Annotated in this window: 25 protein-coding genes and 1 other RNA gene; 12 read left to right on the forward strand and 14 right to left on the reverse strand. The window is 53.5% G+C overall.

The features are described from left to right. Window positions 1-28 precede the first annotated feature (28 nt). Complete coding sequence (gene tesB, locus INT84_RS00890; RefSeq protein ID WP_176917443.1) at window positions 29-889, reverse strand: acyl-CoA thioesterase II; 861 nt, start codon at window positions 887-889, stop codon at window positions 29-31. Between the two features lie 203 nt (window positions 890-1,092). Between tesB and INT84_RS00895 the strand changes: the two genes are divergently transcribed. Then, a complete protein-coding gene (locus tag INT84_RS00895) occupies window positions 1,093-1,662 on the forward strand; it encodes a YbaY family lipoprotein (protein WP_176917444.1) in 570 nt (189 codons plus the stop codon). 34 nt (window positions 1,663-1,696) lie between these two features. Here the strand turns inward: INT84_RS00895 and INT84_RS00900 are convergent, their stop codons facing one another. Beyond that, on the reverse strand, window positions 1,697-2,008 hold the full coding sequence (locus INT84_RS00900) for an MGMT family protein (RefSeq protein WP_194205260.1): 312 nt from the start codon (window positions 2,006-2,008) through the stop codon (window positions 1,697-1,699). A 173-nt stretch (window positions 2,009-2,181) separates the two neighbouring features. On the opposite strand from INT84_RS00900, the gene ffs reads away from it, so the two are divergent. From ffs to INT84_RS00915, 3 genes are all read left to right on the forward strand, one after another. Beyond that, an RNA gene (ffs, locus tag INT84_RS00905) (signal recognition particle sRNA small type) lies at window positions 2,182-2,278 on the forward strand. Window positions 2,279-2,548: 270 nt separating this feature from the next. Beyond that, window positions 2,549-2,797, forward strand: coding sequence for a DUF6364 family protein (locus INT84_RS00910; protein WP_194205261.1), 249 nt, complete (start codon window positions 2,549-2,551; stop codon window positions 2,795-2,797). After that, window positions 2,794-3,009, forward strand: a complete 216-nt coding sequence (locus tag INT84_RS00915; protein ID WP_176917447.1) for a hypothetical protein — start codon at window positions 2,794-2,796, stop codon at window positions 3,007-3,009. The genes INT84_RS00910 and INT84_RS00915 overlap by 4 nt, the downstream gene beginning before the upstream one ends. 148 nt (window positions 3,010-3,157) lie before the next feature. Here the strand turns inward: INT84_RS00915 and INT84_RS00920 are convergent, their stop codons facing one another. Continuing rightward, a complete protein-coding gene (locus INT84_RS00920) occupies window positions 3,158-3,703 on the reverse strand; it encodes a flavin reductase family protein (RefSeq protein WP_194205262.1) in 546 nt (181 codons plus the stop codon). 5 nt (window positions 3,704-3,708) lie between these two features. Beyond that, window positions 3,709-5,265 (reverse strand): EAL domain-containing protein, encoded by a 1,557-nt coding sequence (locus tag INT84_RS00925; protein ID WP_194205263.1) that lies wholly within the window; start codon window positions 5,263-5,265, stop codon window positions 3,709-3,711. A gap of 107 nt (window positions 5,266-5,372) precedes the next feature. On the opposite strand from INT84_RS00925, the gene INT84_RS00930 reads away from it, so the two are divergent. Continuing rightward, complete coding sequence (locus tag INT84_RS00930; RefSeq protein ID WP_194205264.1) at window positions 5,373-6,086, forward strand: GntR family transcriptional regulator; 714 nt, start codon at window positions 5,373-5,375, stop codon at window positions 6,084-6,086. On the opposite strand, the gene INT84_RS00935 is transcribed toward INT84_RS00930, so the two are convergent. After that, a complete protein-coding gene (locus tag INT84_RS00935; protein WP_194205265.1) occupies window positions 6,074-7,273 on the reverse strand; it encodes an enolase C-terminal domain-like protein in 1,200 nt (399 codons plus the stop codon). The genes INT84_RS00930 and INT84_RS00935 overlap by 13 nt on opposite strands. A gap of 289 nt (window positions 7,274-7,562) precedes the next feature. Here INT84_RS00935 and INT84_RS00940 point away from each other — a divergent pair, with 289 nt between their 5' ends. From INT84_RS00940 to ykgO, 3 genes are all read left to right on the forward strand, one after another. Beyond that, window positions 7,563-8,927 carry a PTS transporter subunit EIIC gene (locus INT84_RS00940; protein ID WP_194205266.1) on the forward strand — a complete coding sequence of 455 codons (1,365 nt, stop codon included), beginning with the start codon at window positions 7,563-7,565 and terminating at the stop codon, window positions 8,925-8,927. A 112-nt stretch (window positions 8,928-9,039) separates the two neighbouring features. Beyond that, window positions 9,040-9,300, forward strand: coding sequence for a type B 50S ribosomal protein L31 (locus INT84_RS00945; RefSeq protein WP_103674942.1), 261 nt, complete (start codon window positions 9,040-9,042; stop codon window positions 9,298-9,300). Window positions 9,301-9,303: 3 nt separating this feature from the next. Continuing rightward, on the forward strand, window positions 9,304-9,444 hold the full coding sequence (ykgO, locus tag INT84_RS00950; RefSeq protein WP_003859006.1) for a type B 50S ribosomal protein L36: 141 nt from the start codon (window positions 9,304-9,306) through the stop codon (window positions 9,442-9,444). Here the strand turns inward: ykgO and INT84_RS00955 are convergent. Then, complete coding sequence (locus tag INT84_RS00955) at window positions 9,441-10,142, reverse strand: GNAT family N-acetyltransferase (RefSeq protein ID WP_194205267.1); 702 nt, start codon at window positions 10,140-10,142, stop codon at window positions 9,441-9,443. The genes ykgO and INT84_RS00955 overlap by 4 nt on opposite strands. A 104-nt stretch (window positions 10,143-10,246) precedes the next feature. On the opposite strand from INT84_RS00955, the gene INT84_RS00960 reads away from it, so the two are divergent. Continuing rightward, window positions 10,247-11,704 (forward strand): PLP-dependent aminotransferase family protein, encoded by a 1,458-nt coding sequence (locus INT84_RS00960; RefSeq protein ID WP_194205268.1) that lies wholly within the window; start codon window positions 10,247-10,249, stop codon window positions 11,702-11,704. Here INT84_RS00960 and INT84_RS00965 read toward each other — a convergent pair. The 6 genes from INT84_RS00965 to acrA form a co-directional block, all read right to left on the reverse strand. After that, window positions 11,664-12,143 (reverse strand): YlaC family protein, encoded by a 480-nt coding sequence (locus INT84_RS00965; protein ID WP_176917455.1) that lies wholly within the window; start codon window positions 12,141-12,143, stop codon window positions 11,664-11,666. The genes INT84_RS00960 and INT84_RS00965 overlap by 41 nt on opposite strands. A 100-nt stretch (window positions 12,144-12,243) precedes the next feature. Continuing rightward, on the reverse strand, window positions 12,244-12,801 hold the full coding sequence (gene maa, locus INT84_RS00970) for a maltose O-acetyltransferase (protein WP_176917456.1): 558 nt from the start codon (window positions 12,799-12,801) through the stop codon (window positions 12,244-12,246). Between the two features lie 159 nt (window positions 12,802-12,960). Continuing rightward, entirely contained in the window at window positions 12,961-13,179 is a 219-nt protein-coding gene (locus INT84_RS00975; RefSeq protein ID WP_176917457.1) for an HHA domain-containing protein, read from the reverse strand. A gap of 27 nt (window positions 13,180-13,206) precedes the next feature. Next, entirely contained in the window at window positions 13,207-13,581 is a 375-nt protein-coding gene (gene tomB, locus INT84_RS00980) for an Hha toxicity modulator TomB (RefSeq protein WP_176917458.1), read from the reverse strand. Between the two features lie 411 nt (window positions 13,582-13,992). After that, window positions 13,993-17,139, reverse strand: a complete 3,147-nt coding sequence (gene acrB / locus INT84_RS00985; protein ID WP_194205269.1) for a multidrug efflux RND transporter permease subunit AcrB — start codon at window positions 17,137-17,139, stop codon at window positions 13,993-13,995. 22 nt (window positions 17,140-17,161) lie between these two features. Continuing rightward, complete coding sequence (acrA, locus tag INT84_RS00990; RefSeq protein WP_194205270.1) at window positions 17,162-18,355, reverse strand: multidrug efflux RND transporter periplasmic adaptor subunit AcrA; 1,194 nt, start codon at window positions 18,353-18,355, stop codon at window positions 17,162-17,164. Window positions 18,356-18,497: 142 nt separating this feature from the next. Between acrA and acrR the strand changes: the two genes are divergently transcribed. Together acrR and mscK are read left to right on the forward strand one after the other, a co-directional pair. Next, entirely contained in the window at window positions 18,498-19,139 is a 642-nt protein-coding gene (gene acrR / locus INT84_RS00995) for a multidrug efflux transporter transcriptional repressor AcrR (protein WP_194205271.1), read from the forward strand. Between the two features lie 108 nt (window positions 19,140-19,247). Next, entirely contained in the window at window positions 19,248-22,595 is a 3,348-nt protein-coding gene (gene mscK, locus INT84_RS01000; RefSeq protein ID WP_194205272.1) for a mechanosensitive channel MscK, read from the forward strand. A 416-nt stretch (window positions 22,596-23,011) separates the two neighbouring features. Here mscK and rsmS read toward each other — a convergent pair whose 3' ends face one another. Further along, window positions 23,012-23,188: a pleiotropic regulatory protein RsmS gene (gene rsmS, locus INT84_RS01005; protein WP_194205273.1), complete on the reverse strand. Its 177-nt coding sequence runs from the start codon at window positions 23,186-23,188 to the stop codon at window positions 23,012-23,014. Window positions 23,189-23,202: 14 nt separating this feature from the next. Further along, window positions 23,203-23,730: a primosomal replication protein N'' gene (gene priC, locus INT84_RS01010; protein ID WP_194205274.1), complete on the reverse strand. Its 528-nt coding sequence runs from the start codon at window positions 23,728-23,730 to the stop codon at window positions 23,203-23,205. A 68-nt stretch (window positions 23,731-23,798) separates the two neighbouring features. On the opposite strand from priC, the gene INT84_RS01015 reads away from it, so the two are divergent. Then, window positions 23,799-24,176: a DUF454 family protein gene (locus INT84_RS01015; protein ID WP_176917465.1), complete on the forward strand. Its 378-nt coding sequence runs from the start codon at window positions 23,799-23,801 to the stop codon at window positions 24,174-24,176. Window positions 24,177-24,295: the final 119 nt, after the last annotated feature.

The raw sequence follows: 24,295 nt of genomic DNA on the forward strand, positions 1-24,295 counted from the left end.
CAGAGCAATCATGCCGGGCCTTATTGTTTTAACCGCGGTTACGCATCACCCCTTCCTGCACGGTTGAGGCGACCAGCACGCCGTCCTGAGTATAAAACTCGCCGCGCACAAACCCGCGTGCGCTGGAAGCGGAGGTGCTTTCCACGCTATAAAGCAGCCACTCGTTCATATTAAATGGACGATGGAACCACATAGAGTGGTCGATAGTCGCGACCTGCATCCCTTTTTCCAGGAAGCCCACGCCGTGTGGCTGTAGCGCCACCGGTAAAAAGTTAAAATCTGAGGCGTAGCCCAGCAGATACTGATGGACGCGTAAATCTTCCGGCATCGGACCGTTGGCTCGCATCCACACCTGACGCGCGGGCTCGGCAACGTGGCCTTTCATCGGGTTATGAAACTCGACCGGGCGGATCTCCAGCGGCTTATCACTGAGAAACTTATCTTTTACCTGTGGCGGTAACAAATGCGCCAGCGAGCGGGCGATATCGGTTTCCGATTTCAGCGAATCAGGTGCGGGCGCGGGCGGCATCGTTTTCTGATGTTCATAACCCGATTCCGGAGCCTGAAATGAGGCCGTCATATAAAAAATCGGCTTGCCGTTTTGCACAGCGGCCACGCGGCGAGCGCTGAAGCTGTTGCCATCGCGTAAAACCTCAACGTCATAAACGATTGGTTTCTGACTGTCGCCGGGGCGCAGAAAATAGCTGTGAAAAGAGTGCACCAGCCGTTCTTCCGGCACGGTCTCTTTTGCCGCATAAAGCGCCTGACCCACCACCTGACCGCCAAAAACCTGACGCAGGCCTAAATCTTCGCTCTGGCCGCGAAATAATCCTTCTTCAATTTTTTCCAGATTTAATAATGTCAGCAAATTGCTTAACGCCTGACTCATAGCTTTCCTCAAGTAAATAGCGGGCTGTGCAGTTCATTATAACCCAGAAAAGTAAGTGGTCCGATGGGTTCAAAAATCTGATTAACGGCCTGATTCCAGGCAAAAATAAGTGACTTGTGCCACACTTAATCACGTTGTCTTTCAGTTAACCACTCATCTGGTGGGAATCAATCTCGCAGTGCATAGCGTATAAGGAGAACGTAATGAAAGTCGTGCACATGTTAAGTGGTATTGCCGTAGCGGTTGCTCTGGCGGCCTGTGCTGATAAAAGTGCAGATATTCAGACCCCAGCACTCAACCCAAATACTTCTGGTGTAGCTTCAACGTCTGTCATAAAGCAGCCGAATGTTTCTGGTACGGTATGGATCCGTCAGAAAGTGGCATTACCGCCTGACGCCGTCCTCACCGTGACCGTTTCTGATGCTTCTCAGTCAGACGCGCCGTCGAAAGTCATTGCGCAGAAAGCGGTTCGTACCGACGGCAAACAGCCGCCGTACAGCTACGTGCTGCCGTTTAACCCAGCGGACATCCAGCCGAATGCCCGGATCCTGTTAAGCGCGGCGATTACGGTTAAAGACAAACTGGTATTTATTACCGATGGCGTAAAACCGGTTATCAATCAGGGCGGCACCAAAGTCGACCTGACGCTGGTCCCGGTTCCGCAGACGGCCGTGCCGTTACAGTCTAATGATGGTGCTGCAACGACGGTTCCTTCAACGTCGCCAACGCAAATTACGCCGTCCTCCGCTGTTCCTGCTCCGACCGTGTACTAATGACAACGCCCTCATCCTGAAAGATGAGGGCGTTTTAAAATACCCAGCGATAATGCTGGAGATCGATTTTCCCGCTCCCCGAGACCTGTACACCTTCCGCAAGCAGCGCCTGTCGTTGACGCTGAAGATCTGGTCCGGTCAAAGAGATAATCCCGTGTCGGTTTACCACCCTGTGCCAGGGAAGGGTCGATCCCTCCGGCAGACGCTTTAACACGCCTCCCACCTGACGCGCCGCCCGTGGCGATCCCGCCAGACGCGCAACATCACCATAGGTCGTCACAAAACCCTCGGGTATTGCCGCCACGATTTGCCACACGCGCTGGGGAAATGAGTCTTCTGGATCCATGGTCTGCTCCTGAATGAGGACGGTAGCCAGCATAAGCGCAGGAAGAGGGCGTGTGAAGTCAGAAAAAGCGCTTGTGCAATAAACCAGCATACGGTTCTCCCTGGCTTGCAATTGCCGGTCTCAGCAGTGATAATGCGCCTGCGCGTTGGTTACAACGCTCTCAATGGGGGCTCTGTTGGTTCTCCCGCAACGCTACTCTGTTTACCAGGTCAGATCCGGAAGGAAGCAGCCAGAGCAGATGACGTGTGTGCCGGGATGTAGCTGGCAGGGCCCCCACCCAATTCTTCAGTCTCAACTCCCTTTAATCTCCTGAACTCGCCGGTTTCAGCCTCCTTTTAGTGCCGTTAAGCCTCTCCACGGCTAAGTCTTCATCATTATTTTTTCCTGAAAAGCTATCGGTCATCATCCTGAAAAAATTCCTTCATTCTTCTGTCATAAATCACAGGCAGAATAACAATGAGATTAGTTTCGGGATAAGAATTATCTGTGGAACGCACAATAAATCAACGTTGTATATTACCTACAAGGGAAGCGTTAAACATGACTACTGTAGTCTTGAATGTCAAAATTGAAGAGACGCTGAAAGATAAGCTTCGTCAGTATGCAGAAGCGAATAATGAGAATTTGAGTACCGCAACGGAGAAATTATTGCAGTCGGCGTTCGAACTGGCCGATGATGTGGACGTTTCGGAAGATGACATTGATAGTCAGCATACTGAAGAGGAAGTTAATCCATTCACTCCTAAAGAAATCAAAGCATTACGAAAAATTCTGAAGAAGAGAAAATGAAACCACAAACCTCAGTAGCGCGTAGTTATACCGAAGCCTGTGAGCTGTTGCGTTCAGGCTATGTTAAACAGGTTCGCCTTAACTGGAATGTTGGCAGCGATGAGTTTTTTCGTATCGCGTCAGACTGGTGCGATACCGGGGCGAAAATTAAAAAAGAGGGCGGAAGCTTTATCATTTCGCTGAAAGGATTCCCGATCCCCCCTCAGCAATAATATTGCTGTCACACCTGAATCATTAAAGTGAAATAGCAGAACGTCATGATGACGAAAATGAGAAAGTTATTTTACCACCTCATCTTGTTCAGGGATGACGTTTACGGCGGGGATGTTACCCGCCGCTATTTTCTTTGGCGCATACGATTCAGGATACTTTGGTAAACCATTTCTTGCGATCGATGACGTCGCCATCGGTACGAAATATCCCGTCACCCGTATAGTGCAGGGTTTGCGGCCATTCCGGCTCAGGTTTAACGCGAGCGGCAACCACTTCAAAAATGAAAAAGTTGTAGCGCTCAATCATCGCGTCGTCGTACAGACGGCATTCGAAATTGGCATGGCATTCTGCAATGGACGGCGCGCTGACCTGCTGGCTTTTTTCCGCCGTCAGAGAGAAGGCGTCAAACTTACTGGTGGTCTCCGCGCTACAGTTGCCGATTTTTGCCACCGTGTCAGCCATCGTGACGTCGGGCAAATTAATCACGCATTCACCGCTCTGACGAATACGCTCAAAGCTGGCATTGCCTGCTGAAATCATGCAGCCTACCAGCGAAGGGGAGAACTCAAGGATGGTATGCCAGCCAAGCGTCATAATATTATCCTGTTCCCGCCAGCGGCTGCTGATAAGGACGACAGGGCCCGGTTCCAGCCAGTGACGAACATCTTCCACCGGCCAGCTTTGCTTTTTCATCGACGTTACCTCCTTTCGGTCCAGGCAATAAATGCCTGTTTATCAAGAGCCTTACTGTAAAGCCAGCCTTGCCCAAACTCGACGCCATGCTCGCGTAGCCAGGCTTCCTGCTGTGGGGTTTCGATACCTTCCGCCACCATTTTGAGATGTAGCGTTTTTGCCAGCGTAATGATGTGCGGCGTGACGTTGTTATATTCCAGCGCCTCAACGAAAGACTTATCGATTTTAAGCAGGTCGGCTTCCATCCCATGTAGATAGCTAAGACTGGAAAAGCCGGTGCCAAAATCATCAATATAAATAGCATGGCCCATTTTTCGATAACCTGCGATAACCGGGGCGCTCATTTTAGAATCGACAAAACTGCGTTCGGTCAACTCCAGCGCAATTTGTCCGGCATCAAGATGCCAGTAGGCGATATGCTGCTCCAGTAGCGTCGGGAGGGCGGGATTGCCCAGATCGGTTGCCGAAATATTAATGGAAATATGCAGATCCGGATGCTGTTGCAGCCACTGCCCTAAATCGGCGAAAACGCTCTCCACAATCAACTCCGTAAGTGGCGTTATAAGCCCGGTTTGTTCCGCCAGGGAGATAAAAATATCCGGCGCGAGAAAGGTGCCGTCGGGTTGCGGCCAGCGGGCCAGCGCTTCCGCGCCCGCCAGTCGTCCATCTTCAAGTACCATGATCGGCTGATAATGAACAACAATCTCCCTGGCGCGGATCGCCTCCAGCAGCCGCTGGCGTGGCGACTGAAGGCGGCGCAGGATGCGCAGGATGCGCAGGATAAGCCAGGCCGCCAGCAGGCTTACGGCCCCGCCAAAGGGAAGCCAGTACAACAACTGGCGTTGCCAGTCCCGATCCAGCGGGGTAGTCGAGGTCCAGGTCAGCGTGGCCACGTTGAGCGCCGGGTAGCGCGTAATATGGTACATAATATCGTGATGCTGGAACTGCGTCTGATGCGTGTGTATCGCCTGTACCCAACCGTTGTCCGCCAGCGGCGCGCTGCTGGCAATCACCAGGTTTCTTTTGATGCCGATCAGGGCGACGTTGATCGGCCAGGCTCCATAGGGCAGAACATCAATCAACGATTCGGGGTCGATCATCACGACATAGTGCGCGCTGCCGAGCGCGACCATATCATGCTCAATACCCAGATCGCTTTTTGCGGTATACCAGAAGCGATAGCCTTTGGGCGTCATCGCTAACGGCTGCGGAAAAGCGGCGCTTTTTTTGATGCCCTCCAGCGACGAGCAAACGGGCTGAAGCCCTCTGAAATAAAGGATTTCCTGAATATAGCGGCGGCTGTAAGAGACGCGACGCATCTCCAGTAAATGCTCGCGACTGCACGGTGGGACGTTAATCGCCTCCAGCCGTTGCAGCGCCTCTTCAGCCTGGTTGGCGACCATCGTGGTACGTAACATCACTCTGGCAGAAAAGCTTTCTAGTTCACCGGTAAAAAGCCGGGTGGCGTTTTGATGCGCCACCCAGACGCTCAGGCTGACCAGCAGTAGCGCGGTAATAATCAGTACAGCGGAGATCAACACGATCAGACGCCGGGTTCGCATAGTTGATCTTCCTGTCTGGCGACAAATGGCGCGCTACTAAAGAAAGTATCTGCAAATAATAGCGCTGGATCCGCTATTATACTTTGATCTAATTTAGCGAGAGCGCTATGAAAAAAAGCGAATTTGTTACGCAGGATCTGCTTAGTAAAATCTATCAGAACGATCCCTCTGGTTCGCGTAAACTTCCGCCGGAGCGCCAGCTTGCTGAAGAGTATGGCGTGTCGCGCTTCACGATCCGGCAGGCGCTGGAAAAGCTGGTACGGATTGGCGTCGTGCGGATTGTGCAGGGCTCCGGGATCTGGATCAACGCGTCGGCGCATAGCAATCCGCTGGTATACAACTCCATTACCGAAAAACGCTTCGATCAGATCCGCTTTCGAATGATTAGCCTGCATAAAAAGCGGCCTGACCGCGATGAGCAGCAGATTTTTGGCATCGGCGAAGAGACGTTTATCTGGCAGTTTTGCCGGCTGCGCTATGTCGATGAGATGGCCGTGCAGATTGAAATCTCGCGTATGCCGGTTACGCTGTTTGCCGATCTTAATCAGCAGGTGATTGAGCAATCGCTACAGCGATATGTGCTGAGCAAGGGCTATCAGATTTCACATCTGCTGACCAGTTATCGGGCGGTCAGCGTCAGCCGTGAGCAGGCAGCGCTGTTGGGCTGTAAAAAAGGCAGCCCGGCGATGCATATTAATAATCGCGGGATATTAAACGGCGGCCAGGTGTATGAAATCAGCGATATTATTGATATCAACTACACCTGCACGTATGTCATTCCCCACAATCGCGATAACCTCGCCTGGCGTCAGGGGGTGTGAATCGCGCCGTCGGCGAGGCGGCTTTGCGTCCAGTCGTGCGGGCGGTACACCACCGGATACTGCTTCGCCAGCGTTTCATCAAATGCTACCCCAATACCTGACTGCTCCGGCGGATAAATAAACCCCTCTTTAACCTGCGGCGCACCGGGAAAAACGGCGTCGGTAGCGGCAGAACGAGGAATAAACTCCTGAATCGCCGCGTTGTGCAGATGGATATTCAGGTGGGTATTCACCGCGACGCCAATGGGACTCATATCGCCCGGCCCGTGCCACGCGAGGCGAACGCCAAATGCCTGACACAGAACGGCCAGCTTAAGCGCAGGCGTGATCCCGCCGATCTGCGAAATATGGCAGCGAATAAAATCAATGCGCCGGTTCACGATCAGATCGTGCCATTCGGCAGGATTATTAAACAGCTCGCCCATCGCCAGCGGCACGCTGCTGTGCTGGCGGACCTGCTCCAGCCAGGCGCTCTGCTGGGGCGGCAGGATATCTTCGATAAACCACGGACAGTAAGGCTCGAGCTGTTTTGCCAGTTGTACCGCCTGCTGCGGAAACAGCCGCTCATGCACATCATGCAAAATATTCAGTTTTTCGCCGTACTTCTCCCGCAGCGCCCGGAACATGGCGACGGTGTTATGCAGGTACTCTTGTTGGGAATAATACGCTCCGGTAGTGGGATTATCCGGCGTACGCAGCTGCTCAGGCGTGCCGCCGTAAAAGCCGAGCTGGCAACGGATGTGCTGGTATCCCTGCGCCAGTAACCCATCGACAGCCGTGAACAGTTGTTCCAGCGTCTCGCCGCTGGCGTGCGTATAGGCGGCAATCGCGTCGCGTGATTTCCCCCCAAGCAACTGGTAGAGCGGCATGTCGGCCAGCTGCGATTTAATATCCCACAGCGCCATATCGACACCCGAAATAGCGTTATTCATCACCGGACCGTTACGCCAGTAAGCGTTAACGTTCATCATCTGCCACAGGTCCTCAATGTGATTGGCATCACGGCCCGTGAGCAGAGGCGTCAGATACTCCTCGACCATCGTTTTTACGGCCAGTGGACGCTGCTGGAACGTCGCGCAGCCGTGGCCGGTGACGCCTTTATCCGTGGTCACGCGAACGGTAACCAGATTATGACGGTCGGGACGGGTGACGAAACACTCGATGTTTTTGATGATGGTTGGGGTCACGGCAATTACTCCTGTGCTGCGGTGAACTCATTCACTGAATGCAATATGCTGATTATCATCCTCTAAAATTTACGGGCAGGTAAACGGTTTTTTTATTATTTATTTTGGTCAGTTATTTTTTATTTTTTTAATTAAAAAACGTACCAATTACAGGTTTTATTCCCTTTATCCTCTTTGTAGTAAGTAAAGTGTGAGCGCGTTCATATTTTATTGGTTTGTTTTGTCCTGTCGGTTTCTCTACCCTCTGTAACAGCACTTAACACTATCAGGGTAGCGGGCAGGAGTTGTTATGGGAACGGAAGAAGCGATTACCAGTATTATTCGGCTGGTGGGCGGGCAGGACAATATCAATAACGTCTGGCATTGCATGACCCGTCTGCGTTTTGATTTAGTGGATGATAATAAAGTCGATCAAAGTGAGATTAAGAAATTGCCGGGTGTGCTGGGCGCGCAGATCCAGAGCGATCAGTTTCAGATTATTATCGGTCCAAAGGTCAACGGCTGGTACGAGCAACTGCTGACGGCACTGGGGCAAAAAGCGCCGGCGGCCCCGCGCGGTAAGCAAGAGCGGAAAAGCCTGGTATCGCTGTTTATGGATACGGTATCCGGCGTGTTTGGTCCTATCGTACCGGCCATTGCAGGGGCCGGGATGATCAAAGGCTTGCTGGCCGGGCTGGTTGCGCTACAGGTGGTGCCCGCCAAAAGCGATACGGTGATTATCATCGATCTGATTGCCAGCGGCGTGTTCTACTTTCTGCCGTTTTTCCTCGCGGTATCGGCGGCGAAGATTTTCAAAACCAACGAATACCTCGCCGCCGCCGTAGCCGCCTGCCTGATGTATCCTTCGCTGATTGAAGCAGCCAAAGCCCTGGCGGCGCATCAGGACGGGGCGGCCAGCGCGTTCTGGCTGCTCGACGCGGTGCCGGTCCCGGTATTTAATTACGCCTCCAGCGTGATCCCGGTGATCTTCTCCATTCTGGCATTGAGTTACATCCATCGCTGGGTGGATCGTTTTATGCCGGACATCCTGAAAACGGTTTTTACGCCAACGCTTACCCTGTTTCTGGCGGCATTAGCGGCGCTGGTGATCATCGGGCCTATCGGTATCTGGCTGGGTAAAGCGCTGGCCTGGTTTATTGAAGGACTGTTTAGCGTATCGGCGAGTTTCGCGGGATTAATCGTTGGGGCCATTCGCCCGGTGGCGATTTTGACCGGTATGCATCACGCGATGACGCCCATTGCGCTGCAAAACTTCAGCGATCGCGGCTATGACATGCTGATGCCGATGATGTTCATGGCGAATATGGCGATTGCCGGTGCCACCTTTGCTATCTGGCGTATCAGTCGCGATCGCCAGGAAAAAACGGTGACGCTGTCGGCGGCTATCTCGGCGCTGCTGGGGATCACCGAGCCTGCGCTGTTTGGCGTACTGACGCGCTACAAGAAAGCGTTTATCGCGGCAACGGTTGCCAGCTCGCTGGCTTCGGCGTTCATTGCGTTCTTCGGCGTGCGGCTGTACGGCTATATTTTATCAAGTATTTTTAGCCTGCCAGCCTATATCGGGCCCTATTTTGTCTTCGCGATTTCCGGCGTGGCGATGGCGCTGATCCTCTCGTTTGTGCTGACGACCATGCTGGTTGGCAGAGAACCATGATCCGTTGCCACTCTGCACGCAGAGTGGTGCCTTTTACGCGAGACGCCACTTGATCTTTCATTACGGCCAGGCTATTTTAGTGTTATGTTATAACATATGAATTGGGGTTGTTATGAAACCGGATATCCATCCGCATTACCGTACCGTCGTATTTCACGACACCAGCGTGGACGAATATTTTAAGGTTGGCTCTACCATCAGGACCGATCGTGAAATTGAACTGGAAGGGGTGACGTATCCTTACGTCACGCTTGATGTCTCATCTGCTTCTCATCCTTATTACACCGGGAAACAGAAAACCCTGAGTAATGAGGGCAGCGCCGCCCGTTTCCAGCAGCGCTACGGGCGTTTTATTGGCGCAAAAAGGAGCTAAATTATGCAGGTACTCAATTCCTTACGCAGCGCTAAACAGCGCCACCCGGATTGCCAGATTGTTAAACGCAAGGGACGTCTGTACGTCATCTGCAAGTCAAACCCGCGCTTTAAAGCGGTGCAGGGACGTAAGAAAAGACGTTAAGCACGCAGGCTTTGCAGGGCGCGTTTCTGCCTGCCGTCGGCAGTAAAATTGTCGGCGGCAAGCCAGGCCCGCAGCGCGCGATCCACGGCGGGCCATTCACTGTCGATAATCGAAAACCAGTCGGTATCGCGATTGTGCCCCTTAATCACCAGCGCCTGACGAAAACGTCCTTCATACTGAAAACCCAGCCGCTGCGCCGCCCGGCGCGAAGGTTCATTCAAACTGTTGCATTTCCATTCGTAGCGTCGATAACCGAGGGTGTCAAAAGCGTAGCGCATCAACAGCCACTGGGCTTCGGTTGACATCGGCGTCTGGCTGAGCCGCGGTGAAAAGTGAACATGTCCCACCTCCACTACGCCATTATTGGCATCAATCCGCATCAGCGCCAGCGTGCCTGCGGGTAAACCGGTTCGCCGGTCGATAACCGCAAAATGGATCGGATCGCTCAGGTCAGATACGCTCTCAATCCACTGGCGATAAGCCTCTTCACTGGCGTCCGGTTCGCGTAATAGCCAGGTCCAGCTCCGGGTATCGTCGGCGGTGGCATACGCTGAAAACAGGGCGCTGGCGTGACGGCTTTCCAGCGGCTCCAGTCGGCAATAGTGCCCTTCAAGCGTAACGCGTTGGGGATGGGGGCGCGACTGCCAGTCGGGCAGGGCATCGCCCACGGGCTGACCAAATTGATTCAGTTCACTCATCATAAACTCCTTCAGTAGCTGGGAAGGTCAGCGTATGCTCACTGTGGCTCTATAGAAAGTGCCAGATCATTGGTTTTCAGTAGTACCACGCAAGAGAGGGCAGGGTGAATATTCCGGATGAAGCGTTATACAGGCTACTGCGACAGGCGCTGGAAACGCGCGCGACCGATACGCGCCAGCGCGCGCTATACCGTGTGCTGCGGGAGGTTATTCTTGCGGGTAAATTGCAGCCGCGCAGTCGTCTGCCGGGCTCGCGCATACTGGCAGAAGCGCTAACGGTCTCGCGCAATACGATAAACGCCGCGCTGGAACAGCTCGCCATCGAAGGTTACCTCACGCGCAACCGGCAGGGTACCACCGTTTCCCCTTTACCTTCTTCGCCAGGGGCCGACGTGTCATCTGCTCAGCCCGTCACGCTGGCCGCCCGATTACTACATTTGCCAGTCGGCACCCGTCGCGATTCTCCCGCGCTCTGGCTGACGCCCGGTTTGCCTGCGACCAATTATTTCCCGCTCTCTCTCTGGCGTCGCCTGCTGGATAAAGTGCTGCGCAGTGAAGGCAGTTTGCTGCTGGGCTATGGCGATCCGGCGGGAGAACCGCGCTTAAGAGTGGCGATTGCCCGCCACCTCGCGCTGTCGCGCGGCATTCATTGCGATGCCAGTCAGATAGTGATCACCGAAGGTTCTCTGGAGGGGATGAGTTTGTGTACCCACATTCTTAGCCAGGCGGGTGATGTGGCGTGGGTAGAAGATCCCGGTTATCCGGGAGCGAAAAGCGTCTTTATGACGGCGGGCCTGCGGGTTATCGGCATACCGATTGATGAAGAAGGCCTGGCGTTAGATAAAACGTCGGCGACACCCGCGCTGATTTTTACCTCACCGTCGCATCAGTACCCGCTCGGCCAGGTGATGAGCGCATCGCGCCGTCTGGCACTGCTGGAGTATGCGCAGCAGCAGAGCGCATGGATTGTTGAAGATGACTACGACAGCGAGTTTCGTTATAGCGGCGAGCCGATCCCGGCAATGCTGGGGATGCGGGAGAATGCGCCAGTGGTCTATCTGGGCACGTTCAGCAAAACGCTGTTTCCCGCTTTGCGCATTGGTTTTATGGTGATGCCGCCCGCGCTGGCGGAAGCGGTAAAACCGATCGTTGCAGCGTTATTGCGTGGCGGCCATCGCGCTGAGCAACTGGCGCTGGCGCACTTTATCGAAGAGGGGCACTATGCCCGCCATTTAGCCGCGATGCGCCGCCTGTACCGTAAACGGCAGGGCGCGCTGCGTGACGCGCTGGCGAGTGAACTGAGCTGTCCGCATCAGGTTCGGGGCGGAGAAGGGGGCCTGCACCTGACGGTGGTGCTGGACAAGGTGAACGATGTTGCGCTGGCAGAGCAGGCGCGGCGTTATCAGTTAGCGCCGGGCGCGCTCAGCCGTTTATATCTTGATCTCACCGCCGCGCAGTGCGGATTGATCCTCGGCTATGGCAATACGTCGGCTTCGCACTACCTGACCGCAGTACGTACGCTTAACCGGCTGATTGCGCAGCCTCAGCGCGGGCAAGGGTAAAAATATCATAGAAAGAGAGATCGCCTTTGGTGGCGATCATCTTCTGCAACTGCGCCTTATAGGGCTCTTCAACGCGCGGCGATTGCAGGATGTTGTTAATCAACTGCTCAGGAGCGAAACGGGTGTTATACCACTCGCCGTTAAAACAGACGCGGAAATCCAGCACGTCGATATCTTCATAACGGTAGCGGGGATTGACGTCAAAAAAGAAGAAAGCGTTGAACAGAATAAACAGCACCACCAGTAGCCAGACGGAATCTGCCAGCGTTTCGGAACGCAGCATTACGACCAGCGTGGCAAACCAGGCGATGTACATACCGACAAACAGGCCGGGATGATTGCGAATGAAGCTGATGCTAAAGCGCGGGCGATTATCGCGTTTTTCGCGGGCATTAAGTTCGTCAATGGTTGTCGTCAGCAGTCGCTGTATTTCTGTCATGTTGGGCCTTTATTCTTCTACAAACGCAGTGAAACATCCCATTTTAAGTTGTAATAAAGCCAACAAAAAGTAACAGATGGGTTGCGAAAAAGCATAACAGTTACACGGGGATGGTTTTAATCACCCGTGCCGGATTGCCGCCGACCACGACATTGTCAGGAACATCTTTGACCACCACCGCGCCGGAGGCAACCACCACGTTATTCCCGATGGTGACGCCCGGATTGATAATCGCGCGTCCGCCGATCCAGACGTTATCGCCAATCGTTACCGGTTTGCCCAGTTCAATGCCGCTATTACGCTCGGTGGGATCCAGCGGATGCGTTGCGGTGTAAATATGCACGCCGGGAGCCAGCATGCAGTTATCACCGATGTGGACAGGACACACGTCCAGCATCACACAATCGAAATTGGCATAAAAATTAGCGCCGAGATGGATATTGTAACCATAATCGCAGCGAAAGCTCGGTTCGATATACGCGCCCTCACTCTTGCCCAGCAGATCGCCCAACAGCGCTTTACGTACAGCACGTTCGTCGGGGTCGGTATGGTTATAACGATGGATTAAATGCCTGGCGCGCAGACGGTCTGCCCTGAGCGTTTCATCTCCAGGGCGGTAGCGTTCACCGGCGATCATTTTGCGTTTTTCTTCACTCATACGGCGCTCCTGTTTACACGGAGCTACCTTAAAGGGTATCCATGCCGCAGGGAACGTTCCCCGTCATACAGTGTGATGCGAATCCCATTTTACGGCTGAGATAAAGGAAAAAGAGGAGAAATCGTAACGTAATTCATATCCTGAATAATAAACAAGGTATTAGCGAATAAATTGCCATACAGAAGGCGGGATTTTATCGTAAAGCTTATTCATGGTCAGTTCTGCAAGACGATGATCGGCGGCTGAGTAAAATACAACCAGCTCATTATCTGATAATTCATATTTGTTCTTTTCAATGACACGTTCGAGGGTGTCGATTGTCTGACAGCGCCTCAAACGCATCAAATAATCAGTCTTGGTTAATGCTTTGTCAGTCATAGATGTACCTTGTTGATTGTTATCGTATTAGCAGGAGAGTCTCGCCGGATTAGCCTGGCTCACATTAACAAAGCAGTGAAACAGGTTATTACCGGATTTACGCCACTTCTGCAAATCCTGCGTGCTAATGCCATAGTTGCTGAACAACATAAAAGTGTCGTCCAGATATTCATCAATCTGCATAACCAGATTATTATCTTCGTTGTACTTAATTTTATAATTAAGCGCGAAGGTAGCAATGTGTTCGATAAGATCGTTTAACTGAAGGTTGATCGCCGAGGTGGGATCGTTCACCCAGCCATGATTGCTCTCATCGAGGTTGGCAATACAGTCATGATACAGGTTTTCACAGAGAAATTTAAGCTGTGCGATATCGTGTCTTTTTGGCGAGTATTCGTCCATAGCGCATCCCCTTATAAATGTTTTAGACACCTGCTAGCGAACACTGTGTGGGATGGATACAACTCACTAACCTGAAGCTTACGCTCATTCCTGATACTCTAACTATAATCTACTCTTAAACAGATTTCACCGCTCTGGAACGAAAAATTACAATTCTGACGTTTTAATACTTTTCTGAACACCGCAGCGTAACAGAAATGATTTTAAACATTATTGCGCAAACTTCGATTGCGTGCTCATGAGAAATAGGGCCCATGTTTCTATTATGGTGATGATAGCAGCCAGGAAATTTCTTAATATTATGTGATAATTCCGCTGACTTATTTGTCACACATAAATAATAAATGTTTTGTTGTTTGCTGCTCAGCACATAAAAAAGGCCGCTTGCGCGGCCCTTGTTATGTATCAGCGTTACGGATGCTTAACCGAATGACTGTGCTCAACATCTTCATTCTTGCGGCTAAAGCGGCGGCGAACCACCACGAAGAACACCGGAACAAAGAAGACTGCCAGAACGGTCGCCGTCACCATCCCGCCCATTACGCCAGTACCGACGGCGTTCTGCGCGCCGGAACCTGCGCCGGTACTGATGACCAGCGGCATTACCCCAAGGATAAACGCCAGCGAAGTCATCAGGATAGGACGCAGACGCATACGCACCGCATCCAGCGTCGCCTCTATCAATCCTTTGCCTTCTTTCTCCATCAGATCTTTGGCGAATTCAACGATTAATATCGCGTTCTTCGCCGACAGACCAATGGTGGTCAACAGCCCTACCTGGAAGTAAACGTCGTTGGTCATCCCGCGGGACGTCGCCGCCAGCAGCGCACCGATAACCCCAAGCGGCACCACCAGCATTACGGAGAACGGAATAGACCAGCTCTCATACAACGCCGCCAGACAGAGGAAGACCACGATCAACGAGATAGCGTACAGGGCAGGGGCCTGGTTGCCAGACAACCGTTCCTGATAAGACATCCCCGTCCAGTCGTAGCCGATCCCGGTAGGCAGTTTGCTCGCCAGCTGTTCCATCAGATCCATCGCTTCACCGGTACTCTTACCGGCGGACGCTTCACCGAGAATTTCCATCGACGGCAGGCCGTTATAACGCTCCAGACGCGGAGAACCATACTCCCAGTGGGTCGTCGAGAAGGCCGAGAACGGCACCATCTGACCATCGCTGCCGCGAACGTACCAGTTATCGATATCGCTCGGCAGCATACGGTATTTCGCCTGCGACATCACATATACTTTCTTCACACGACCGCGGTCGATGAAGTCGTTGACGTAGCTGCCGCCCCAGGCCGCGCCCAGCGTGGTGTTGATATCACTGATAGAGACACCCAGTGCCTGCGCTTTCTCCTGATCGATGTCGATTTTAAACTGCGGCGTGTCTTCCAGCCCGTTTGGACGAACACCCGTCAGCATATCCGAATGTTTCCCCACCTCGCCCAGAAGCTGGTTACGCGCCTGAGTCAGTTTTTCGTGGCCGAGACCGCCCTGATCGATAAGCTGGAAGTCGAAGCCGGTAGCCGTACCCAGTTCCACAATCGCCGGCAGGTTAAACGCAAACACCATCGCATCTTTAATTTGCGAGAAGGTGCCCGTCGCCCGCCCGGTGATGGCGGCAACTTTGTTTTCATCACCTGGACGATCGGCCCAGTCTTTCAGCGAAACGAAGGCGATACCGGTGTTCTGACCACGACCGGCAAAACCAAAACCGTTAACCGCAAAGACGGACTGAACGTTGGCTTTCTCTTTATTGAGGTAGTAATCCGTCACCTCATCCAGCACCTTCTGGGTACGTTCCTGCGTCGCGCCCGCCGGAAGCTGCGCCATCGTCAGAAACACGCCCTGGTCTTCATCCGGCAGGAAGGAGCTTGGCAGACGAACGAACAGGAACGCCATGCCCGCCACGATGATGATATAGAGCAGCAGATAACGCCCGGTGCTGCGCAGAATGTTACCTACGCTGTCGGTGTAGTGATGCGTGCTCTTATCAAAGGTGCGGTTAAACCAGCCGAACAGACCTTTATGCTCGCCGTGGCCCCCTTTCTGAATCGGTTTCAGCATAGTGGCGCACAGGGCAGGGGTCAGGATCAACGCCACCAGTACGGAGAGCGCCATTGCCGACACGATAGTAATCGAGAACTGACGATAAATAGCCCCGGTCGAACCGCCGAAGAACGCCATCGGGATAAATACCGCCGACAGGACCATCGCAATACCGACCAGCGCCCCCTGGATCTGCCCCATCGATTTGCGCGTGGCCTCTTTCGGGGGGAGCCCCTCTTCGGCCATCACACGCTCGACGTTCTCCACCACCACGATGGCGTCATCCACCAGCAAGCCTATCGCCAGCACCATCCCGAACATCGTCAGGGTGTTGATGGAATAACCAAACGCGGACAGCACCGCAAACGTGCCGAGCAGAACTACCGGCACCGCGATCGTTGGGATCAGCGTCGCGCGGAAGTTTTGCAGGAACAGATACATCACCAGGAAGACCAGGATGATCGCTTCGACCAGCGTTTTCACCACTTCGTGAATCGAGATCTGTACGAACGGCGTGGTGTCATATGGATAAACGATCTTCATGCCTGACGGGAAGAACGGCTCCATCTTCTGTATTTCAGCACGGATCGCGGTAGCGGTATCCAGCGCGTTCGCGCCGGTCGCCAGTTTGATCCCAAGGCCCGACGCCGGCTGGCCGTTAAACTTCGCCACTACATCGTAGTTTTCACCGCCCAGCTCAATTTGCGCCACGTCTTTCAGGCGAACCTGAGAGCCATCCGGGTTCACTTTCAGCAGGATTTTGCCGAACTCATCGGTTGAGGTCAGACGGGTCTGCGCAATGATCGAGGCGTTAAGCTGCTGGCCTTTCACCGGCGGCGTACCGCCTAACTGACCGGCAGCGACCTGGGCGTTCTGCGCGTTAATGGCGCTGATCACATCGACCGGGGTGAGCTGATAATTATTCAGCTTATTCGGGTCCATCCAGATACGCATCGCGTACTGCGAACCAAACAGCTGAACATCACCCACGCCGGAAGTACGGCTGATAACGTCCTGCATATTGGCGGCAACATAGTCGGAAATATCCTCCTGGGTCATGGTGCCGTTGGTGTTAATAACACCGACAACCATCAGGAAGCTACTTGACGACTTCTCAACGCTTACGCCCTGCTGCTGAACTTCCTGCGGCAGTAACGGCATCGCCAGCTGCAATTTGTTCTGCACCTGAACCTGCGCAATATCCGCATCGGTTCCGGACTCAAAGGTCAGCGTGATCTGCACTGTACCGGTGGAGTCACTGTTGGAGGACATATACATCAGGTTGTCGATACCGTTCATATTCTGTTCGACAACCTGGGTTACGGTATCCTGAACCGTTTTTGCATCTGCGCCAGGATAGGTGGCTGAGATCGAAATGGCTGGTGGGGCAATCGTTGGATATTGCGCCACCGGCAATTTGAGGATCGCAAGCCCCCCTGCCAGCATGATGATGATCGCGATGACCCAGGCAAAAATGGGGCGATCGATAAAAAACTTAGCCATGACTTAACGGCTCCTGTTTAAGTTAAGACTGAGTTTGTTCTGACTGGCCAGCGGCAGGCGCTTGCTCTTTTTTGTCAGAAGTGACTTCCTGGGCTTTAACCTGAGCGCCCGGACGTACTTTTTGCAGTCCTGTCACAATCACGCGGTCGCCGGTCTTCAAACCGTCAGTCACCAGCCATTTATCGCCAATCGCCTGAGAGGTTTTGATCTGGCGGACTTCAACTTTGTCGCCCTCACCAACCACCATGGCAGTAGCTTCCCCGCGCGGGGTGCGGGTTACGCCCTGCTGTGGAACCAGCAGCGCATTCGGGTTAGTGCCTTCTTCCAGACGCGCGCGGACAAACATGCCCGGCAGTAACGCATTGTCAGGGTTAGGGATCACCGCACGCAGAGTGATAGATCCGGTCGTCTGATCGACCGTCACATCAGAAAATTCCAGCGTACCGCTCTGAGCATAGGTCTTGCCGTCGTTGCCGATAACTTCAACCTTCGCTTTGCCGTTTTCCTGCTTCAGCGTGCCGTTGGCCATTTCCTGACGTAAACGCAGGAAATCATCGCTCGACTGGGTCACATCGACGTAAATCGGGTCCAGTTGCTGAACGGTAGCCAGCGCATTGGTTTGCCCGCTCTGCACCAGCGCACCTTCGGTCACGGACGATTTACCGATCCGACCGCTGATAGGGGAGGTCACTTTGGTATAGGCGAGATTAATACGCGCCGTTTCGACTGCGGCTTTCGCGGCAATGGCGGCGGCGTTCGCCTGCTGGTAATCCGCCTGCGCCGTGTCGTAATCCTGCTTGCTGATATATTGTGTGCCGATCAGTTTCTGATAACGGTTCACCGTGACCTGGGCAATTTTCGCGGCGGCTTCTGCCTTCGCTAAATCGCCTTTTGCACTTTCATAGGATGCCTGATAGGTGGCCGGATCAATCTGATAAAGCGAGACACCTGCTTTAACGTCGCTGCCTTCTGTAAAGTTACGTTTCAGGATAATACCGCTGACCTGAGGACGAACTTCCGCAATGCGAAAAGCGCTGGTGCGGCCGGGCAACTCGGTTGTCATTTGTAGAGGTTCAGATTTGAGCGTGACGATACCGACTTCCGGCATCTGTTGTGCTCCTTGTTGTTCCTGTTTGTCGTCACATCCTGTTAGCGCTAAGCTGCCTGAAAGCATCAGAACGACCGCCAGAGGCGTAAACCCTCTGTTTTTGTTCATAAGTAAACCTCAAGTGTCCGATTTCAAATTGATCAATGGCGCTATCGCTCATCAACCCATTGCTGCGTTTCTATTATCGTCGTGCTATGGTACATACATTCACAAATGTATGTAAATCTGACCTCTGTAAATTCACCTGCTTATGGCACGAAAAACCAAACAACAAGCACTTGCAACGCGCCAGCATATTCTGGATGTGGCGATGCGTCTGTTTTCTCAGCAGGGGGTCTCAGCAACCTCGCTGGCTGATATTGCCAAATCAGCCGGGGTGACGCGCGGTGCTATCTACTGGCATTTCAAAAACAAGTCAGAACTTTTCAGTGAAATATGGGAGCTATCAGAATCCAGCATCGCCGACCTCGAGATTGAGTATCAGGCAAAATTCCCGGACGATCCACTGTCAGTGTTACGAGAAATATTAATTTATGTCCTTGAAGCGACGGTCATGGTGGAGCGGCGGCGCTTGATGATGGAGATTATCTTCCATAAATGTGAATTTGTGGGGGAGATGGCGGTCGTCCAGCAAGCGCAACGTAGCCTTTGCCTGGAGAGCTACGACCGGATAGAACAAGCGCTAACCCGCTGTATTGAATCCAAAATGCTGCCTGAGGATCTGCTTACCCGCCGCGCCGCGATTCTGATGCGCTGTTATATCTCCGGCATTATGGAGAACTGGCTATTTGCGCCGGAGTCTTTTGATCTAAAAAATGAAGCTCGTGACTTTGTGGCTATTTTGTTGGAAATGTATCAGCGCTGCCCCAGCCTGTGCGCGCCCCATTCCTGAAAACCATGATTTTCCCAGGGGATACTACTCTGCTTTCCTGAGCCGTGATATTCTTCGCCCGCAACCATCCCCGGTGGAACCGGTCTATTAATCACTCACGCTAATACTATGCTACGCAACGTAAATTTACGGAAAGCTGTCGGCCTGTTTTTGCTGGCCTGGATGCTTTTTCTCGGCAGTTTTTCACCGCTTCAGGCTCGCGCCCCGGCGACAGGCGATGTCAATGACCGTGCTGAACTTCAGTCACAGTTAACGGCCCTTAATAAGCAAAAAGATCTCTCCGCTCAGGATAAACTCGTTCAACAAGATCTCACGGACACGCTGGATGCCCTTGATAAAATTGAACGGATCAAAGCTGACATGGCCCAGTTTCGCCAGCGGGTCGCGCAAGCGCCCGAAAAAATGCGCCAGGCGACAGAGGGCCTGAACGCCCTCGGTGATAAAGACAGTGATGACGAGACGCGTAACACCCTGGCGGCACTCTCGTTGCGCCAGCTTGAAGCGAGGGTGACGCAAACGCTGGATGATTTGCAGACCGCCCAAAACGATCTGGCCAGCTATAACAGCCAGCTGGTATCGCTACAAACGCAGCCGGAGCGCGTGCAGAACGCGATGTTTAACGCGTCGCAGCAGCTTCAGCAAATCCGTAATCGCCTGAACGTGTCCGGCGAAGCGGCGTTGCGTCCCTCCCAGCAAACCCTGTTGACGGCACAGCAGGCGCTGCTTAACGCGCAAATCGATCAGCAACGTAAAAGCCTGGAAGGCAATACTGTCCTTCAGGATACCCTGCAAAAGCAGCGCGATTATGTCACCGCCAACAGTAACCGGCTGGAGCACCAGTTGCAGCTATTGCAGGAAGCGGTCAACAGCAAGCGTTTAAGCCTGACCGAAAAGACCGCGCAGGAGGCCATTTCACCGGATGAAACCGCGCGTATCCAGGCCAATCCGCTGGTGAAACAGGCACTGGAGGTTAACCATCAGCTCAGCGAGCGGCTCATTCAGGCCACGCAAAATGGCAACGATCTGGTTCAGCAGAATATTAAAGTAAAGAACTGGCTGGATCGCGCGCTTCAATCTGAACGCAATATTAAAGAGCAGATTGCCGTGCTGAAAGGCAGTCTGCTGCTGTCGCGTATTTTGTATCAGCAGCAGCAAACTTTGCCTTCGGCCGAAGAACTGGAGGATATGACCAACCGCATCGCGGATCTGCGCCTCGAACAGTTTGCCATCAACCAGCAGCGCGATGCGCTTTTCCAGAGCGATGCCTTCGTGGCAAAACTGGAAGAGGGGCATGAAAATGACGTTAATGCGGATGTGCATGACGCTCTGATGCAGGTCGTCGACATGCGTCGTGAACTGCTGGATCAACTGAATAAACAGCTTGGCAACCATCTGATGATGGCGATTAACCTGCAAATTAATCAGCAGCAGTTAATGAGCGTGTCGAAGAATTTGAAAGGCATCCTCACCCAGCAGATTTTTTGGGTCAACAGTAATAAGCCGATGGACTGGGAATGGCTGAAAGCGTTTCCCAAAGCAGTCCAGGATCAGTTTGCCGCCATGAACATCACCGTCAACTGGGAAAAAGCCTGGCCTGCGGTGTTTATCGCTTTTCTGGCGGGGCTGCCGTTATTGCTGATGGCGGGGCTTATTCGCTGGCGTCTGCAATGGTTAAAGGCGCGGCAGGCAAAACTGGCCTCCGAAGTGGGGCAGTTGCGTCATGATAGCCAATTGCATACGCCAAAAGCGATCCTGATTGACCTGATTCGTGCCTTGCCCGTCTGCCTGATCATCCTCGCGCTGGGGCTGATCCTGCTGACGATGCAGCTCAGTATCAGCGACATTCTATGGGCGTTCAGCAAGAAACTCGCTATGTTCTGGCTGATCTTCGGACTGTGCTGGAAAGTGCTGGAAAAAGACGGCGTGGCCATTCGCCACTTTACGATGCCAGCCCAGCTCACCGGCCACTGGCGTCGGCAAATTGTGCGTATCAGCCTGGCATTACTGCCACTGCATTTCTGGTCGGTGGTTTCCGAACTCTCACCGCTGCACCTGATGGATGACGTGCTGGGGCAACTGGTGATTTTCCTCAACCTGGTGGTGATCATCATTCTGACCTGGCCGGTCTTTGTCGACAGCTGGCGGGATAAAGAGTCGCGCGGCATTCGCCTGGTGACGATCACCGTACTCTCTATTGTGCCCATCGCGCTGATTGTGCTGACGGTAACGGGATACTTCTACACCACGTTGCGCCTTGCCGGTCGCTGGATTGAAACGGTTTATCTGGTCATCATCTGGAACCTGCTTTACCAGACCGTGTTGCGCGGGCTGAGCGTGGCGGCACGGCGTATTGCCTGGCGGCGCGCGCTGGCCCGCCGTCAGCATATTATTAAAGAAGGTGCCGAAGGCGCAGAGCCGCAGGATGCCCCTGCGATGGCGCTGGAGCAGGTGAGCCAGCAAACGTTGCGTATCACCATGCTGCTCATGCTCGCGCTGTTCGCGGTGGTATTCTGGACCATCTGGTCAGATCTCATCACCGTGTTTACCTATCTGGACAGTATCACGCTGTGGCATTACAACGTCAGCGAGGCGGGCGTCAGCGTGATTAAAAACGTCACGATGGGCAGCCTGCTGTTTGCGCTGGTCGCCGCGATGGTTGCCTGGGCGCTGATCCGCAACCTGCCGGGTCTGCTGGAGGTGCTGGTACTCTCGCGGCTGAATATGCGTCAGGGGGCCTCCTACGCTATCACCACGGTGCTGAACTACGCCATTCTGGTGGTCGGCACGATGACCGTCTTCGGGGCGCTCGGCGTCTCGTGGGACAAACTGCAATGGCTGGCGGCGGCGTTGTCGGTCGGTCTCGGCTTTGGCTTACAGGAAATTTTCGGTAACTTCGTCTCGGGTCTGATCATTCTGTTCGAGCGTCCGGTGCGTATTGGCGATACGGTTACTATTGGCACCTTTTCCGGATCGGTCAGTAAAATTCGTATTCGTGCCACCACGATCACCGACTTTGATCGTAAAGAGGTGATCATTCCTAATAAAGCGTTCGTGACGGAGCGGCTCATCAACTGGTCACTCTCCGATACCGTGACCCGCGTGGTTATAAAACTTGGCGTGGCGTATGGTTCGGATCTGGACAAAGTTAAAGAGGTGCTGCTTAAAGCGGCGAAAGAGCATCCGAAAGTGATGCACGATCCTGAGCCGTCGGTTTTCTTTACCACATTTGGGGCCAGCACTCTCGATCACGAACTGCGTCTCTATGTTCGTGAACTGCGCGATCGCAGCTATACCGTCGATGAAATCAACCGCTCAATCGACAAACTGTGCCGCGAGAACGATATCAACATCGCCTTTAATCAGCTCGAAGTGCATTTGCGTAATGAGAAGGGTGATGAGCATCTGGAAGTAAAACGCGAGGTGCAGGGCGACGATCCGATGCCAGCGCCGCGTTAAATAGTGAAGGCCGATTTACCGGTAATGCCCGGCGGCGCTGCGCTTGCACGGGCCTACATATTTGTTCAACCTTTTGATATTGTAGGATTTTGTAGGCCGGGTAAGGCGAAGCCGCCACCCGGCATTACACCACTCAGCGGTTAGCGCCGTACCACCCAGTGCCTGATGGCGCTGCGCTTATCAGGCCTACATTTTCGTACAACATTTTGATATTGTAGGATTTTGTAGGCCGGGTAAGGCGAAGCCGCCACCCGGCATTACACCACTCAGCGGTTAGCGCCGTACCACCCGGTGCCTGATGGCGCTGCGCTTATCAGACCTACATTTTCGTACAATGCTTTGATATTGTAGGATTTTGTAGGCCGGGTAAGGCGAAGCCGCCACCCGGCATGATGAGGCTGGGCGCAGGTGCTGTTTTACACGTCACGCGATGACTTGTCCCCTTCCTCCAGGCAAGTTAATTTATTTTCAAAATCGCGCTGCACAATCGCCAGCGCTTTCAGCACCGTTTCCGGCGCTATCGCATGTTCTTCCAGCAGCATAATCAAATCGACGGCCAGTTTTACGTCGTCAGGGGCGTTTTCAAGTGACATTCTCTCTCCTGTAATTAGCGGGTCAGACGTGCCAGCACACTTTCGATATCGACCAGCGCGCGGTGGCAGCGCTCGATCCGGCCGGTAAACGCGTCAATTTCGCGCGCCAGACGCTGCTGATCGGCGAGCGACGTCGCCTGCGCATGCTGCTGAACGCGCTGCGCCTTCATCTCAATCAGACGGCGTTCAAACTCCTGGTGCTGGAGTCGCTTACGCTGCCATTTTGTAATACCGGCAGAGCCGTTATCCCAGCCGCGTAGCGTCCAGCTCGCGGTTTCGCGCGTAATGGCTTCAATCTGTGCGCTCAGATGCTCTGCCAGCCAGGCGACCTGCGGGAGCTGCCGCCGCTCCACCGCCTGGCACAGTTCGTCATAGTGCCCCTGTGCCTCATCAACGCAAGCCTGTAATAATGTACTGCGGGTTTTGAACAGATGACGATCGAAGCGGGCGCTCAGCGTGGCATAGTGCGCCAGTGGCGCAACGCGGGTGCGGAGTTCTTCGAGCTGTTGATGCAGAATATGCAGTAGCCGGGTGGTTTTCACCGCATTCTCTCCTGTAAATTACAACAGCTATGTTACATTAGCCGTTCAGTTACGTAACGATTCGTACTATGCGACGCACTATTCTACTCATCATTGGCTGGCTGGCGGTAGTCCTCGGTACGCTCGGCGTGTTTTTGCCGCTGTTGCCGACCACGCCATTTATTTTACTCGCGGCCTGGTGCTTTGCGCGCTCTTCGCCACGCTTTCATCACTGGCTTGTGTACCGATCGTGGTTTGGCGGCTATTTGCGCCACTGGCAAACGTATCGCGCAATGCCGCCGGGGGCGAAACCGCGGGCGATTATTATGATCCTGCTGACCTTCGCGCTCTCACTATGGCTGGTGAAGATGTTATGGGTGCGCATCCTGCTGCTGGTGATTTTAAGCTGCCTGCTGATTTTCATGTGGCGGATCCCGGTGGTTGATGCAAAACAACAAAAGCACTGAAGGGTAATAAACGCTGTTGCAATTGTCCGGCACAGCCAGTAAATTCGACCGTTTTCGAGCACGCGCGCGCCTGGTCAAAGGTTAAACAAAGGTTTCTTTTGATCTCTTTCGGCTGCGCG

It is taken from the genome of Superficieibacter sp. 1612_C1, from assembly GCF_015234305.1.
Taxonomy (GTDB): domain Bacteria; phylum Pseudomonadota; class Gammaproteobacteria; order Enterobacterales; family Enterobacteriaceae; genus Superficieibacter.

Excerpts from the sequence above, each read along its gene's own strand:
- acrR (WP_194205271.1), top strand. The coding sequence starts at position 18,498 with ATGGCACGAAAAACCAAACAACAAGCACTTGCAACGCGCCAGCATATT.
- mscK (WP_194205272.1), top strand. The coding sequence starts at position 19,248 with ATGCTACGCAACGTAAATTTACGGAAAGCTGTCGGCCTGTTTTTGCTG.
- tomB (WP_176917458.1), bottom strand. The coding sequence starts at position 13,581 with ATGGACGAATACTCGCCAAAAAGACACGATATCGCACAGCTTAAATTT.
- rsmS (WP_194205273.1), bottom strand. The coding sequence starts at position 23,188 with ATGTCACTTGAAAACGCCCCTGACGACGTAAAACTGGCCGTCGATTTG.
- INT84_RS00920 (WP_194205262.1), bottom strand. The coding sequence starts at position 3,703 with ATGAAAAAGCAAAGCTGGCCGGTGGAAGATGTTCGTCACTGGCTGGAA.
- INT84_RS00925 (WP_194205263.1), bottom strand. The coding sequence starts at position 5,265 with ATGCGAACCCGGCGTCTGATCGTGTTGATCTCCGCTGTACTGATTATT.
- INT84_RS00945 (WP_103674942.1), top strand. The coding sequence starts at position 9,040 with ATGAAACCGGATATCCATCCGCATTACCGTACCGTCGTATTTCACGAC.
- INT84_RS00965 (WP_176917455.1), bottom strand. The coding sequence starts at position 12,143 with ATGACAGAAATACAGCGACTGCTGACGACAACCATTGACGAACTTAAT.
- INT84_RS00910 (WP_194205261.1), top strand. The coding sequence starts at position 2,549 with ATGACTACTGTAGTCTTGAATGTCAAAATTGAAGAGACGCTGAAAGAT.
- INT84_RS00900 (WP_194205260.1), bottom strand. The coding sequence starts at position 2,008 with ATGGATCCAGAAGACTCATTTCCCCAGCGCGTGTGGCAAATCGTGGCG.
- tesB (WP_176917443.1), bottom strand. The coding sequence starts at position 889 with ATGAGTCAGGCGTTAAGCAATTTGCTGACATTATTAAATCTGGAAAAA.
- ykgO (WP_003859006.1), top strand. The coding sequence starts at position 9,304 with ATGCAGGTACTCAATTCCTTACGCAGCGCTAAACAGCGCCACCCGGAT.
- INT84_RS01015 (WP_176917465.1), top strand. The coding sequence starts at position 23,799 with ATGCGACGCACTATTCTACTCATCATTGGCTGGCTGGCGGTAGTCCTC.
- INT84_RS00975 (WP_176917457.1), bottom strand. The coding sequence starts at position 13,179 with ATGACTGACAAAGCATTAACCAAGACTGATTATTTGATGCGTTTGAGG.
- maa (WP_176917456.1), bottom strand. The coding sequence starts at position 12,801 with ATGAGTGAAGAAAAACGCAAAATGATCGCCGGTGAACGCTACCGCCCT.
- INT84_RS00915 (WP_176917447.1), top strand. The coding sequence starts at position 2,794 with ATGAAACCACAAACCTCAGTAGCGCGTAGTTATACCGAAGCCTGTGAG.
- acrA (WP_194205270.1), bottom strand. The coding sequence starts at position 18,355 with ATGAACAAAAACAGAGGGTTTACGCCTCTGGCGGTCGTTCTGATGCTT.
- INT84_RS00930 (WP_194205264.1), top strand. The coding sequence starts at position 5,373 with ATGAAAAAAAGCGAATTTGTTACGCAGGATCTGCTTAGTAAAATCTAT.
- INT84_RS00940 (WP_194205266.1), top strand. The coding sequence starts at position 7,563 with ATGGGAACGGAAGAAGCGATTACCAGTATTATTCGGCTGGTGGGCGGG.
- acrB (WP_194205269.1), bottom strand. The coding sequence starts at position 17,139 with ATGGCTAAGTTTTTTATCGATCGCCCCATTTTTGCCTGGGTCATCGCG.
- INT84_RS00895 (WP_176917444.1), top strand. The coding sequence starts at position 1,093 with ATGAAAGTCGTGCACATGTTAAGTGGTATTGCCGTAGCGGTTGCTCTG.
- INT84_RS00955 (WP_194205267.1), bottom strand. The coding sequence starts at position 10,142 with ATGAGTGAACTGAATCAATTTGGTCAGCCCGTGGGCGATGCCCTGCCC.